Below are 13,100 nucleotides of genomic sequence, written 5' to 3'. Positions count from 1 at the left end.
CCCCCGTGCCTTCTGGCTCTTCCGTGCCTTCCGGCACCACTCCGGACTCGCCCGACTCCCTCGCCGCTCTCACTCTCGGCCGGTGGCGTTCCTTCGAACCGGCCACCGCGCGGCGCGTCGCCCGCGAGGCCGCCGATCTGGTGCGCGGCAGGCTGATCGGCGTCGAGACCGTCGAACACCTCGGCGGGCCGTTGCACCGGGTGCGGATCGAGCGGGACGGGCAGGAGTTCGCCCTGATACCCGGTGGCCGGGTGACCCTCGGCTTCGATCCGGAGACCTGGCGGCCGACGGCCGAGCAGGCCGCCGACTACGCGGCCAGCCAGAAACAGGGGTTCGGATACGGTGCCGACCTGAGGGAGCACCTCGCGCACATGCTCAGCCCTCGCCGCGACGTCCTCCTGGCCACGGTGCTCATGGCGGTGGAGGGAGAGCGACTGACCGAACCGCCTGCCGACCTGCCGGCCGTCCTCGCGGAACGCGGGCTGCGCGTGCCCACCTCCGACGAGTGGGAGCACGCCTGCGGAGCCGGGGCCGACACCCTGTTCCGGTGGGGCGACGACTGCCCCCTCGACCGTGTCCCGTACGGCGACCGGACCGGCCCGCACAACGAGCCGAACGCCTTCGGCCTGCGCATCGCCCACGACACGTACAGCACCGAACTCACCAGTGACACCGGCGAGGTGCGAGGCGGAGACGGCGGCGAGTCGGTCTGCGGCGGATACGGTCACCTGCTGGCCTGGCTGCCGCTGGCCACCGCCCACACCCACCCGGACCTGGCCGAGTTCGTGTACGGCGAGGACGGCGACGGCCTCTACGACGACTTCACGGTCCGCCCCGTCCTCCCGCTCGGCCGGACGGCGGGTCATGCCGTCACGGCCGGTCGAGCTTGAACGGCGGTCGAAGCCTCAGCCCGCGTTCCGGATCGCCGAGATGTCGAAGGTCAGCTTGATCTTGTCCGACACCAGGACGCCGCCCGTCTCGAGCGCCGCGTTCCAGGTGAGGCCCCACTCGGAGCGCAGGATCTCCGCCTTGCCCTCGAAGCCGACGCGCTCGTTGCCGAAGGGGTCCTTGGCCGCGCCGTTGAACTCCAGGTCGATGCTGAGCGGCTTGGTCGTGCCGAGGATGGAGAGGTCACCGGTGATGCGGTAGTCGTCGCCGCCGAGGGCCACCGCCTCGGTGGAGCGGAAGGTCATCGTGGGGAACTCCTCCGTCTTGAAGAAGTCCGCGCTCTTCAGGTGACCGTCACGGTCGGCGTTGCCGGTGTCGATGCTCTCCATCCTGACGTCGATGGAGGCGGTGGACCGGGACGGGTCCGAGCCGTCCAGGTGCAGGCTGCCGGAGAAGTCGAGGAAGCCGCCCTTGACGTTGGTGACCATGGCATGGCGGGCCGTGAAACCGATCGCGGTGTGGGACGCGTCGATCGTGTAGTCACCGGTCAGCGCGGCGAGCTCGGGGTTCACCTCGGAGGTGGTCGCCGTGACGGTCTCGGTGGTCGTGTCGTTGCGGCCGAAGATGCCCATGACGTACTCCTTGAGTGATGTCGTTCAATGTTCAACGAACTGAACACGGCCTACCGTAGACCTATTCCGTTCAAACTTCAACCTTGTCGTCACGGTGATCGTCATGTCACGCACGGTTGATCCCCCGGCGGCGAGGTGATAGACGGCATGGGCATGACCCCCACCCGCCGTACCGTCCTGCTCCTCGCCGCGACCCTGGCGACGGCGCCCACCCCCACCGCGTACACGGCCGACCGGCACGCCGCCGACGGGTACGACACCCTCCGCCACCGCTGGCTGACCATCGCGCTCGGCGCCGGATACGATCCCGCCGCCGAGCCCTACGCCACCCGCCTGCGTGAGACCGGAGACCTCGCCCACGCCTTCCGCGCGGCCATGGCGCCCACCGCCGGCTCCCTCTGGCCGGGCCACCCCTTCGACCCGCCCGCCGGGATCACCCAGAGCTACAGCCGCCTCTGGACGATGGCCCAGGCGTACGCGCAGCCGGGCACCGGCTCGACCGGCGACACCGCCCTCCTCGCGGACGTCCTGCGCGGCCTCGACCACCTGACCGCGACGGTCTACAACCCCACCACCACCCGCTACGGCAACTGGTGGGAGTGGCAGATCGGCAGCCCCCGCCTCCTGCTGGACATCGTCGCCGCCCTGTACGACGAGCTGACGCCCACCAGGAGGGCCGACGCCTGCGCGGCGATCGACCACTTCATCCCCGACTCGACGCTCCGTGAGTACACCGGCACCTCCACGGGCGCCAACCGCGTCGACCTCTGCCGCTCCGTGGCCCTGCGCGGCGTCCTCGGCCGCGCCCCCGAGAAGATCGCCCTGGCCCGGGACGCCCTCTCGCCCGTCTTCCCGTACGTCACCCGGGGGGACGGGCTGTACGCCGACGGTTCGTTCGTGCAGCACACCTGGGTCGCCTACGCGGGCACGTACGGGCAGGTCCTGCTCGACGGCCTGGGGCGGCTCTTCGCGCTGCTGGCCGGATCGACCTGGGAGGTGACCGACCCGAACCGGCAGATCGTCCTCGACAGCGTGGAACGGGCGTACGCGCCGCTCCTCCATGACGGGCTGGTGATGGACAGCGTCAACGGCCGCGCCATCAGCCGGGGGTACCTGAAGGACGACGACCGGCACATCATGCGGAGCGACCACTTCCACGGGCAGGGGATCATCGCGGCGATCGCGCTGCTCGCGCTCGGCGCGACCACGGCCGAACGCGAGCGGTGGCACGGCCGGATCAAGGGGTGGATCGAACGCGACACGGTCACACCGATCCTCACGGCGAGACAGTTCGGCGTCGCGGACCTGGCCCGGCTGCACGCCGTCGCCGCGTCACCGGTCGCCGCCGCGCCGGACCCCGTCGGCCACCGTCTCTTCCCCGCCATGGACAGAGCCGTGCACCGCCGCCCCGACTTCACGGTGAACATCGCCATGGCCTCCGACCGCATCGCCCACTACGAGTGCGGCAACGGCGAGAACCCGCGCGGCTGGCACACGGGCGCGGGGACGACCCTCTGGTGGGCCGAGGGACACGGCGACCAGTACACGAACTGGTTCTGGCCCACCGTCGACTGGTACCGCCTCCCCGGTACGACCGTCTCCACCAAGCGGCTCGCCGACAAGGAGGGCGGCGAATGGGGCGCGCCGAAGCCCGCCGCACGATGGGTCGGCGGCACCACGGACGGGGAGTACGCGGCGATCGGCCAGCACCTCGAAGGGCTCGGCTCCACCCTCCGGGCCCGCAAGTCCTGGTTCTGCGTCGCCGACGCCGTCATCTGCCTGGGGGCGGGGATCAGCTGCGCGGACGGGGTGCCGGTGGAGACGGTGGTCGACAACCGGAACCTGGGGGAGGTGGTGGGCGCGGCCCCGCAGCCCCTCGTACGAGGCCGGCGCTGGGTCCACCTCGAAGGCCACGGTGGCTGGGTCTTCCCGGTCGGCCCTCCGGGCGAAGCCCCGCGCACCCTGCGCGAGGACCGCACCGGCGCCTGGTCCGACATCAACCTCACCAGTACGGCCGAACGCCGCACCCGGCGCTGGCAGACCCTCTGGCTGGACCACGGCACCGATCCGGTGGACGCCTCCTACGTCTATCTCCTCATGCCCGGAGCGCCCCGCCGGGCCGTGGCGGCCCGGGCCGCCGACCGGCGCTGGTTGTCGATCCTCGCCAACGACAGCACACGCCAGGCCGTCCACGTCCCCTCGCTCGGTCTGACGGCCGCCAACTTCTGGCAGTCCGGCACGGCGGGCCCGCTGACCGCCTCCGCCGGGGCGAGCGTGCTGCTGCGCCGCCGGGGGCGGACCGCTACCCTCTGCGTGAGCGAACCGCCGCGCTCGGGCGAACCGGTGGAGATCACGTGGCACGGACCGGTCCGTGGGGTCGTCCGGGCGGACGAACCGGTCGAGGTGCTGGAGGCGATTCCCGGCCGGCTACGGCTCCGCGTCACCCCCGGCACGGCCTGCGCCACGCACACCTGTGACCTGACTCTCGCCTGAGCGGCCGGACCCGCCTTTGTGTGACCTCCACAAGCCGCACACCCCCTGAGCAGTCGGTTCGCCTGCATGCGGACGACGTTCTGTTCAGGGGCACCAGGAAAACACGCCGGAGACTGTACGGAGTCGACGGACCGCTTTGCTCGCTCGGCTTCGTAAGGTCACTACATGACCGTTTTGGATGAGGCACCGGGTGAGCCGACGGACGCGCGAGGGCGAGTGGCCGAGCTGCACGAGATTCGTGCCCAGGCGTTGGCCGGTCCCAGCGAGAAGGCGACCGAGGCGCAGCATGCCAAGGGCAAGCTGACCTCCCGGGAGCGCATCGAGCTGCTGGTGGACCCGGGCTCCTTCAACGAGGTCGAGCAGCTGCGGCGGCACCGGGCCACCGGATTCGGTCTGGAGGCCAAGAAGCCGTACACCGACGGTGTCATCACCGGCTGGGGCACGGTGGAGGGCCGTACGGTCTTCGTCTACGCCCATGACTTCCGCATCTTCGGCGGCGCCCTGGGCGAGGCCCACGCCACGAAGATCCACAAGATCATGGACATGGCCATCGCGGCGGGGGCCCCGCTGGTCTCGCTCAACGACGGCGCGGGCGCCCGTATCCAGGAGGGTGTCTCCGCCCTCGCCGGGTACGGCGGCATCTTCCAGCGCAACACCAGGGCGTCCGGTGTCATCCCGCAGATCAGCGTGATGCTCGGCCCCTGCGCGGGCGGCGCGGCGTACAGCCCCGCCCTGACCGACTTCGTGTTCATGGTCCGTGAGACGTCCCAGATGTTCATCACCGGCCCGGACGTCGTCAAGGCGGTCACCGGCGAGGAGATCACGCAGAACGGCCTCGGCGGCGCGGACGTGCACGCCGAGACCAGCGGCGTGGCCCACTTCGCGTACGACGACGAGGAGACGTGCATCGCCGAGGTGCGCTACCTCCTGTCGATGCTCCCGCAGAACAACCGTGAGAACCCGCCGCGTGTGGAGCCCTCCGACGCGGCGGACCGCCGCGGCGACGTCCTCCTGGACCTGGTCCCGGCCGACGGCAACCGGCCGTACGACATGACCAAGGTCATCGAGGAGATCGTCGACGACGGCGACTACCTGGAGATCCACGAGCGCTGGGCCCGCAACATCATCTGCGCCCTCGGCCGTCTCGACGGCCAGGTGGTCGGCATCGTCGCCAACCAGCCGCAGAGCCTCGCGGGCGTCCTGGACATCGAGGCCTCGGAAAAAGCTGCACGCTTTGTCCAGATGTGTGATGCTTTTAACATCCCGATCATCACGCTGCTGGATGTCCCCGGGTTCCTCCCGGGCGTCGACCAGGAGCACGGCGGAATCATCCGCCACGGCGCGAAGCTGTTGTACGCGTACTGCAACGCGACCGTGCCCCGGATCTCCCTGATCCTGCGCAAGGCGTACGGAGGGGCCTACATCGTCATGGACAGCCAGTCCATCGGCGCCGACCTCACGTACGCGTGGCCGACCAACGAGATCGCCGTCATGGGCGCCGAAGGTGCCGCCAACGTCATCTTCCGGCGCCAGATCGCCGAGGCCGAGGACCCCGAGGCGATGCGGGTCCGGATGGTCAAGGAGTACAAGGCAGAACTGATGCACCCGTACTACGCGGCCGAGCGCGGCCTCGTGGACGACGTGATCGACCCCGCGGACACCCGCGCGGTCCTCATCCGCTCCCTCGCGATGCTCCACACCAAGCACGCGGACCTGCCGTCCCGCAAGCACGGCAACCCGCCGCAGTAACCCGCCGGTTCCCTCGCGGTACCCCTGCGGAAACCTCATCCACGGAGACTGACATCCATGAAGCTGCCTGATATTCGCGTCGAGAAGGGCCACGCCGAGCCCGAGGAAGTGGCCGCGATCACCGCGCTGCTCCTGGCCCGCGCCGCCGCCCAGCCCGTCGAGGCCCCGGCCCACCACGCCCGCCCCCGCCCCCGCGCCGGCTGGCGCCGCCTGGAGCGCGAGCCGGGTTTCCGGGCGCCGCACAGCTGGCGATGAGGCTGCGCCGCTGAACCGCACGATGGGGCCCCTCTGTGACAGAGGGGCCCCATCGTCGTGCTCGGCTCCGTTCAGCGCCGTGGTGTCTTCGGATCGTCGTCGGCCGCGGGTCGTATGTGGTTGCTCGCGCGGTTTCCTCCCGCCCCTTGACGGCATGGGGCGCGCCCGGAGTTTCCAGGGGCGCGGGGAACCGCGCGACAAGCCACGACGGACCCGCAGCCGCCCACGCACCTCACAGAAACGGCGAGAGGCACGATAAAGGGCGCCCGACAAAAGAAGGGCGCCCCATACTCGCTACGTGTTCCTACGTGTCCCTACCGGAGCCGTGCCATCAGCGCGTGCTCGACCAGCGTGATCAGCGCCGACTTCGCGTCCGACCGATGCCGCGCGTCCGTCGTGATGATCGGTGTGTCGGGGCCGATCTGCAGCGCCTCGCGGACCTCGTCCGGGTTGTACGGCTGCTGGCCGTCGAAGCCGTTGAGGGCGATGACGAAGGGGAGGCCGCTGTTCTCGAAGTAGTCGACGGCGGGGAAGCAGTCGGCGAGGCGGCGGGTGTCGACGAGGACGATGGCGCCGATGGCGCCGCGGACGAGGTCGTCCCACATGAACCAGAAGCGGTCCTGGCCGGGGGTGCCGAACAGGTACAGGATCAGGTCCTGGTCGAGGGTGATGCGGCCGAAGTCCATGGCGACCGTGGTGGTCGTCTTGTCCCCGGTGTGGGTGAGGTCGTCGATGCCCGCGGACGCGGACGTCATCACGGCCTCGGTACGCAGCGGGTTGATCTCCGAGACGGCCCCGACGAACGTGGTCTTGCCCACGCCGAAGCCGCCCGCCACCACGATCTTCGCGGACGTGGTGGAGCGGGAAGGCCCTCCGCTAGAGCTTGCGAAGTCCACTGAGCACCCTTTCGAGCAAAGTCACAGCTGGCTGGCCGCCGGCGCTCTCGTCGCCGCCGGGCTGATGAATGGCGACCAGGCCCGCCTCCGCCAAGTCGGCGACGAGGATCCTGGCCACGCCGAGAGGAATCGTCAGGAGGGCCGAGATCTCGGCCACCGACTTGATCTCCCGGCAGAGGTTGCAGATCCGCTGATGCTCGGGCAACTGGCCCTGCATCTGGTGCGGCTGCGCGGTGGTGTGCACCAGCGCCTCGATGGCGAGCTGGTAGCGCGGCCTGGTGCGGCCGCCTGTCATGGCGTACGGGCGCACCAGGGGGTTGTGCGCCGCCCCTGCGGGCGACGGCTCCGGGCTGCGGCGTTGCGGCTGCACGGGCTGGATACGCGGCGCCGGCGGCTGGTCGTACGGTGAAGGGCCGGGGCCCTGCGGTACGTACGGCTGCTGGCGGCTCGGTGCGGAGGGGAAGTTGTACCGGTTCTGGTCACCCTGGCCAGGCCCCTGGCCAGGGTAGGACCAGTTGCCCGACGATGAACCGCCTGGGGGTGTTGCCACGTTCTCTCCTCCTCCGACTGTGCTGGCATCCATGGCTCATTGGAAGCCGCGTCCCGAAACCTTACGGCCCCGGGACGCCAAAACGCACCGTCTGACTGTTAGTTGAGCAGGCTGCCCTGGAGCTCCGCACGAAGATCGGGCGTCAGGACCGTACCGGCACGGTCCACCAGAAGTGCCATCTCGTACCCGATGAGACCGATGTCGGCCTCCGGATGTGCGAGAACGGCGAGCGAGGAACCATCGGAAACGGACATGATGAAGAGGAATCCCCGCTCCATCTCCACAACCGTCTGATTGACGCTGCCGCCTTCGAAGATGCGGGAGGCACCCGCGGTCAGAGAGGTCAGACCCGACGCGACGGCCGCCAGCTGGTCGGCACGGTCACGGGGAAACCCTTCGGACATCGCCAGAAGGAGTCCGTCGGCGGAGACCACCACCGTGTGCGACACCCCGGGGGTGTTGTCCACGAAATTGGTGATCAACCAGTTCAGGTTCTGTGCCGCCTGGCTCATCGGGCTCACACTAACGCTCCTGGTTGTAGGTGCTGTCAGAACCGAAGCCCTGACCGTTCGTTTCACTGCTTGCGCTGCGCCCCCGCTGGACACCCCGGCGCAGGTTGCTCAGCCTGCCCCGGACGTCCTCGGGAGCCCGGGAGATCTGTGGACCTCCCTGCGGGGTCGTCTGGGCGGCACCCTCCACCAGGTTGGCCTTGGGCACCCGCCGCGGCAAGCCGGAGGAGGTGACCCCGCCCGCCTTGGGCTTCTTCAGCTGGGAGGCCTGCTGCCACCGCGCGTCGTTGTCCGAGCGCCAGTCGCCGTTCGGTCCCCCGGCCGTCGGCTGGTCCTGGGCCACTTCCTGCCGTCCGTTCACGGCGCCCGCGCTCGTGCCGTTCGCGCTCGTGCCGTTCGCGCTTGCGGTGGAGCCGCGGCGGGGCAGGCCGGCGTTGGTCAGCGCGTGGCCGGCGGAGGGGGTGGGTCCCGGACGGTCGAAGCCTACGCGGTCCGGCTCCTTCACGTCAGCGGCCTGCGTGGATTCCGGTTCCGGAGCGTACTCGGAGCGGTATGAGCTCTGGTAGTCCTGCTGCTGCGGCCAGTCGTCCTGGTAGGACGGCTCTTCGAAGCCCGAGTACGTTTCCGGGGCGCTCGCGGCGGCCGTCGGGTGCTCGTCCCGGACGGGCTCCGCATAGGAGGGCTCGGGGTAACCGCCGGTAGCGCTGAACGTGTCGTTCCCGCTCGGCAGGTGCCCGTTGCCGTTCGCCACACCGTTGCCGTTCGGACCGAAGTACGTCTCGTCGTACGACGGCTGCTGCGGCTCCGGGTACGCCGTCTGCTGGTCGAACGACCGCTGCGGGTCCACATAGGCCGTCGCGCCGTTGTCGTAGGACGGCTCGGGCGACTGGAAGTCGTCGCCGTAGCGTGGCGTCTGACCCGGGGGAAGCTGCGGGTTCGGGAACGACTGGGCCTCCAGGGCCGCGCGACGCTCGTCGCGCATCAGCGAACGGCCCACGGGGTCCAGGTCGCGGATGTCGTCCGGCACCTCGTACCGGCTGTCGTCGAAGCCCAGCTCGGCGGCGGTCCGCATCGGGGCCACGGCCGGCTGCTGGAACGCGTGCTGCTGTTCCGGGATGATCTGCGAGACCGTGAACTGGTCGGCCGCCGGCTGCTGCTCGCCACCGCCACCGTGGGTGATGACGTCGGGGAGCATGACCAGCGAGGTCGTACCGGCCTGCTCGCCCGAGGGGCGGAGCTGGACGCGGATGCCGTGCCGGTCGGACAGCCGGCCGACCACGAAGAGACCCATGCGCTGCGAGATCGCGGCGTCCACGGTCGGCGGGTTGGCCAGCTTGTGGTTGATGTCCGCGAAGTCCTCGGCGGTGAGGCCGATGCCCTTGTCGTGGATCTCGATCATCACGCGGCCGTCGGGGAGACGGGTCGCGGTGACACGGACCTTGGTCTGCGGGGAGGAGAACGTGGTGGCGTTCTCCAGGAGCTCGGCGAGCAGGTGCACGAGGTCGGTCACGGCGCGGCCGTGTATCTCGGCCTCCGGGACGCCGGAGAGCTCGACGCGCTCGTACTGCTCCACCTCGGAGGAGGCGGCGCGCAACACGTCGACCAGGGGAACCGGCTGGTCCCAGCGGCGGCCGGGCTCCTCGCCGGCGAGGACCAGGAGGTTCTCACCGTTGCGGCGCATACGGGTCGCCAGGTGGTCCAGCTTGAAGAGGTTCTCCAGCTGGTCCGGGTCGGCCTCGTTGTTCTCCAGGTCGGTGATCAGGGTCAGCTGGCCCTCGATCAGCGACTGGTTGCGACGCGAGAGGTTGGTGAAGATCGCGTTGATGTTGCCACGCAGGAGGGCCTGCTCGGCGGCGAGCCGGACGGCCTCGCGGTGGACCTGGTCGAAGGCGCGGGCGACTTCGCCGATCTCGTCCGTGGTGTTGATGGGGATCGCCGCGACCCGGGTGTCGACCCGGCCGGGATCCGTGCGCGAGAGCTGGTCGACCAGCATCGGCAGACGCTGCTCGGCGATACCGAAGGCGGCGTTGCGCAGCTGGCGCATCGCGCGGCTCATCTGGCGGGCCATGATCCCGGCGATGATGAACGCGGCGAGCAGGGCGACGATGACGATGGCGCCGTTGATGTAGGCGTCACGCTGGGCGTCGGAGGCGATCTGGCCGGCCTCGTCCACCGCGCGGTTGATCAGCTCGGTCTCGACCTCGCTGTAGCCCTCGAACTTCAGCGTGGAGGCCGCCATCCAGTTCTGGTAGGTGACGCCCTGCTTCGCGAGATCCTCGGGCGAGGCGCCGCTGCCGATCGCCTGGACCATCTTCAGCATGGTGTCCGGCGGCGGGACGTAGTCGGGGTTCTTGGCCGCGGCCTCGGCGGCCTGCTTCTTGCCCTCTTCGGTCTTCTGCTCCATGACCGACTGGAGGCGCGCGGCGTCGGCCTCGGTGCCGCCGGAGACGTACTCCTGTACGGCGATGTTCTCCAGGTAGGCGTACGAGGTGAACGCGGTGACCTGTCGGCGGAAGACATCCTTGTCCTCGCTGGGCCGGACCAGCAGGTGGGTGCCGATCGAGCGCTGCAGCGAGGCGGCGCCCTTGCCGAGCGTGACCGCGTAGACCGTACGGCCGTACGCGGTGATGTTGCCGGTACCGAGGCCGAGCTCGTTGGAGAACTCCGCCAGGAGGTGCTCGACGGTGACGTAGCCCTCTTCGGTCTGTACCGGGTCGGCGGCCCGGGTGAAGGCGGTCTGCCGGAGTTTCTCCAGCGACGGCTCGGCCTCGTCCACCAGACGCAGACGCCGCTCCAGGCCCTGCCCGGCGGGCATTCCGACGACCTCCGCGTGGAAGGCGTCCGCCTTCTCGTCGGTGAAGGCACGGGCGTCCTTGACGACCTCGCTGTCCCGGTCGCCCTCCAGCAGCGGCTGGGCGGAGACGTCACGTTCGTTGAGCAGCGCTTCGGCGTAGGTGTTGGCGGCGGCCACGATCTTGGCCACCTTCTCGGCGTCCTTCGCCTCCTGCCAGGTGTCGATCGAGTTCTTCACCTGGAAGCCGCCCATGACCAGGCCGACCAGCACGGGTATCAGGAGGATCGCGTTCAGGCGCGTGGGGACCCGCCAGTTGCGGGGGGACAGACGACTGCCGCTGGGCGCGGGAGCTGCCGTCGGCTCCGGTCGGGTCACTTGTGCGGGTGCCGCTCCGCGCGACGGCGGGGTGAAGTTGCCCCGCGCCGATGGCTCGGGACCTTTCTTGCTTCGCCTCACTCGACCAACAACCTCTCGGCGCCGGCACCTACGTCGTGCCGCGGGTGATCCACGCCCTAGTACGTCTTTGACTAATGGGCAGTTCAGGCATTCCAGCACGTCACGCTGAGGACTTCCAAACACTGGGAGGCAACGATTCCGCGTGATGTAAGTCCCAGATAAAACGGTCATAAAGAGCGAGCCCCGGCAAAAGGCGGGGCCATGGTGAGCGCAGCGGTACCGATCGACCGCGACGCGTGGTCGTACCACCATATTTCTCTGTCGAAACGTTATGAACACCGAGGCCGACCGTGTCAAAGGACACAGCCGGCTTCGGTGTAACTACGACAAGCGCCGTAGGGCGTTGTGGACTTAGGTCCTGTTTCGGGCCCAGTCGTGGTACTTCGGCTTCTCCGCCCTACCGGAGCCGTGCCATGAGGGCGTGCTCGACCAGGGTGATCAGCGCCGACTTGGCGTCCGAACGGTGGCGGGCGTCCGTCGTGATGATCGGTGTGTCGGGGCCGATCTGGAGTGCCTCGCGGACCTCGTCGGGCGTGTACGGCTGGTGCCCTTCGAAGCCGTTGAGGGCGATGACGAAGGGGAGGCCGCTGTTCTCGAAGTAGTCGACGGCGGGGAAGCAGTCGGCGAGGCGGCGGGTGTCGACGAGGACGATGGCGCCGATGGCGCCGCGGACGAGGTCGTCCCACATGAACCAGAAGCGGTCCTGGCCGGGGGTGCCGAACAGGTACAGGATCAGGTCCTGGTCGAGGGTGATGCGGCCGAAGTCCATGGCGACCGTGGTGGTCGTCTTGTCCCCGGTGTGGGTGAGGTCGTCGATGCCCGCGGACGCGGACGTCATCACGGCCTCGGTACGCAGCGGGTTGATCTCCGAGACGGCCCCGACGAACGTGGTCTTGCCCACGCCGAAGCCGCCCGCCACCACGATCTTCGCCGAGGTGGTGGTCCGCCCCGCTTCAGAGCTTCCGAAGTCCACTGAGAACCCTTTCCAGCAGAGTCACGTCCGGGGCACCACCGGCGTTCTCGTCGCCACCGGGCTGGTGGATCGCGACGAGTCCGGCCTCGGCGAGGTCAGCCACAAGGATCCGTGCCACACCGAGCGGCATGGACAGCAGGGCCGAGACCTCGGCCACCGACTTCACCTCGCGGCACAGGTGGCAGATCCGCTGGTGCTCGGGGAGCAGCCCCATCAGGTGCGCGGGGTCTGCCGTCGTGCTGATCAGCGCCTCGAGGGCGAGCTGGTAACGCGGCCGCGTCCGGCCACCGGTCATGGCGTACGGCCGAACCAGAGGCTGGTCACCCTCGTCTCCGTACGGCTCTGCGTACGGATCGTGAGGAGCGGTGGGCGGGGTCATTGATCCTCCGAGCGGGACAGCAAGTCGGTCAGTCGTGCCGTCTGACGGGGGCCGGTGGGGGGACTGTGGCGGCCGGACGGTGATTTTGTGAGTTGCATGGATCCGCAGACGTCAGTGGAGCAAACTGCCTTGGAGTTCGGCGCGCAGGTCGGGCGTGAGTACAGCGCCCGCGCGGTCGACGAGCAGCGCCATCTCGTAACCGACCAGACCGATGTCGCAATCGGGGTGGGCGAGCACGGCCAGGGACGATCCGTCGGAGACGGACATCAGGAACAGGAAGCCGCGCTCCATCTCGACCACGGTCTGGGCCACGTCCCCGCCCTCGAAGATCCGGGACGCCCCGGCCGTGAGTGACGTGAGCCCGGAGGCGACGGCCGCGAGCTGATCGGCACGGTCGCGCGGAAAGCCTTCGGACATCGCCAGAAGGAGTCCGTCGGCGGATACGACGACGGTGTGGGACACCCCGGGGGTGTTGTCCACGAAGTTGGTGATCAACCAGTTGAGGTTCTGTGCCGCCTGGCTCATC

12 protein-coding genes are annotated in these 13,100 nt (G+C 69.4%); 4 read left to right on the top strand and 8 right to left on the bottom strand.

The window, feature by feature from the left end; all coding sequences use genetic code 11:
* The first annotated feature begins 5 nt into the window (after positions 1–5).
* Positions 6–890, top strand: a complete 885-nt coding sequence (locus tag OG622_RS15700) for a hypothetical protein (protein ID WP_371576709.1) — start codon at positions 6–8, stop codon at positions 888–890.
* 15 nt (positions 891–905) lie between these two features.
* Here OG622_RS15700 and OG622_RS15695 read toward each other — a convergent pair whose 3' ends face one another.
* Positions 906–1,520 (bottom strand): YceI family protein, encoded by a 615-nt coding sequence (locus OG622_RS15695; protein ID WP_371576708.1) that lies wholly within the window; start codon positions 1,518–1,520, stop codon positions 906–908.
* 147 nt (positions 1,521–1,667) lie between these two features.
* On the opposite strand from OG622_RS15695, the gene OG622_RS15690 reads away from it, so the two are divergent.
* The 3 genes from OG622_RS15690 to OG622_RS15680 all read left to right on the top strand — a co-directional run bounded on the left by OG622_RS15690 (position 1,668) and on the right by OG622_RS15680 (position 6,017).
* A complete protein-coding gene (locus OG622_RS15690; protein WP_371576707.1) occupies positions 1,668–4,013 on the top strand; it encodes a polysaccharide lyase 8 family protein in 2,346 nt (781 codons plus the stop codon).
* Positions 4,014–4,178: 165 nt separating this feature from the next.
* Positions 4,179–5,762, top strand: coding sequence for an acyl-CoA carboxylase subunit beta (locus tag OG622_RS15685; RefSeq protein WP_371576706.1), 1,584 nt, complete (start codon positions 4,179–4,181; stop codon positions 5,760–5,762).
* Between the two features lie 57 nt (positions 5,763–5,819).
* Complete coding sequence (locus tag OG622_RS15680) at positions 5,820–6,017, top strand: acyl-CoA carboxylase epsilon subunit (protein WP_371576705.1); 198 nt, start codon at positions 5,820–5,822, stop codon at positions 6,015–6,017.
* A 314-nt stretch (positions 6,018–6,331) separates the two neighbouring features.
* Here the strand turns inward: OG622_RS15680 and OG622_RS15675 are convergent, their stop codons facing one another.
* From OG622_RS15675 to OG622_RS15645, 7 genes are all read right to left on the bottom strand, one after another.
* Complete coding sequence (locus tag OG622_RS15675) at positions 6,332–6,913, bottom strand: ATP/GTP-binding protein (protein WP_013000463.1); 582 nt, start codon at positions 6,911–6,913, stop codon at positions 6,332–6,334.
* Positions 6,894–7,463: a DUF742 domain-containing protein gene (locus OG622_RS15670; protein WP_086751022.1), complete on the bottom strand. Its 570-nt coding sequence runs from the start codon at positions 7,461–7,463 to the stop codon at positions 6,894–6,896. The genes OG622_RS15675 and OG622_RS15670 overlap by 20 nt, the downstream gene beginning before the upstream one ends.
* Positions 7,464–7,561: 98 nt before the next feature.
* Positions 7,562–7,975, bottom strand: a complete 414-nt coding sequence (locus OG622_RS15665) for a roadblock/LC7 domain-containing protein (RefSeq protein WP_005479603.1) — start codon at positions 7,973–7,975, stop codon at positions 7,562–7,564.
* Positions 7,976–7,985: 10 nt separating this feature from the next.
* Positions 7,986–11,222 carry a nitrate- and nitrite sensing domain-containing protein gene (locus OG622_RS15660; RefSeq protein ID WP_371576704.1) on the bottom strand — a complete coding sequence of 1,079 codons (3,237 nt, stop codon included), beginning with the start codon at positions 11,220–11,222 and terminating at the stop codon, positions 7,986–7,988.
* Between the two features lie 397 nt (positions 11,223–11,619).
* Positions 11,620–12,195 carry an ATP/GTP-binding protein gene (locus OG622_RS15655; RefSeq protein ID WP_371576703.1) on the bottom strand — a complete coding sequence of 192 codons (576 nt, stop codon included), beginning with the start codon at positions 12,193–12,195 and terminating at the stop codon, positions 11,620–11,622.
* Positions 12,176–12,574 carry a DUF742 domain-containing protein gene (locus tag OG622_RS15650; RefSeq protein ID WP_086754757.1) on the bottom strand — a complete coding sequence of 133 codons (399 nt, stop codon included), beginning with the start codon at positions 12,572–12,574 and terminating at the stop codon, positions 12,176–12,178. The genes OG622_RS15655 and OG622_RS15650 overlap by 20 nt, the downstream gene beginning before the upstream one ends.
* Positions 12,575–12,685: 111 nt before the next feature.
* Positions 12,686–13,099 carry a roadblock/LC7 domain-containing protein gene (locus OG622_RS15645; RefSeq protein WP_030667329.1) on the bottom strand — a complete coding sequence of 138 codons (414 nt, stop codon included), beginning with the start codon at positions 13,097–13,099 and terminating at the stop codon, positions 12,686–12,688.
* Position 13,100: the final 1 nt, after the last annotated feature.

Source organism: Streptomyces sp. NBC_01314 (assembly GCF_041435215.1).
Classification (GTDB): domain Bacteria; phylum Actinomycetota; class Actinomycetes; order Streptomycetales; family Streptomycetaceae; genus Streptomyces.
This window is presented reverse-complemented; position numbering and strand designations above follow the sequence as displayed.

What these genes read in the sequence shown, in the direction of transcription:
- OG622_RS15695 (WP_371576708.1), bottom strand. Translation starts at nt 1,520, where the DNA reads ATGGGCATCTTCGGCCGCAACGACACGACCACCGAGACCGTCACGGCG.
- OG622_RS15690 (WP_371576707.1), top strand. Translation starts at nt 1,668, where the DNA reads ATGGGCATGACCCCCACCCGCCGTACCGTCCTGCTCCTCGCCGCGACC.
- OG622_RS15685 (WP_371576706.1), top strand. Translation starts at nt 4,179, where the DNA reads ATGACCGTTTTGGATGAGGCACCGGGTGAGCCGACGGACGCGCGAGGG.
- OG622_RS15680 (WP_371576705.1), top strand. Translation starts at nt 5,820, where the DNA reads ATGAAGCTGCCTGATATTCGCGTCGAGAAGGGCCACGCCGAGCCCGAG.
- OG622_RS15665 (WP_005479603.1), bottom strand. Translation starts at nt 7,975, where the DNA reads ATGAGCCAGGCGGCACAGAACCTGAACTGGTTGATCACCAATTTCGTG.
- OG622_RS15650 (WP_086754757.1), bottom strand. Translation starts at nt 12,574, where the DNA reads ATGACCCCGCCCACCGCTCCTCACGATCCGTACGCAGAGCCGTACGGA.
- OG622_RS15645 (WP_030667329.1), bottom strand. Translation starts at nt 13,099, where the DNA reads ATGAGCCAGGCGGCACAGAACCTCAACTGGTTGATCACCAACTTCGTG.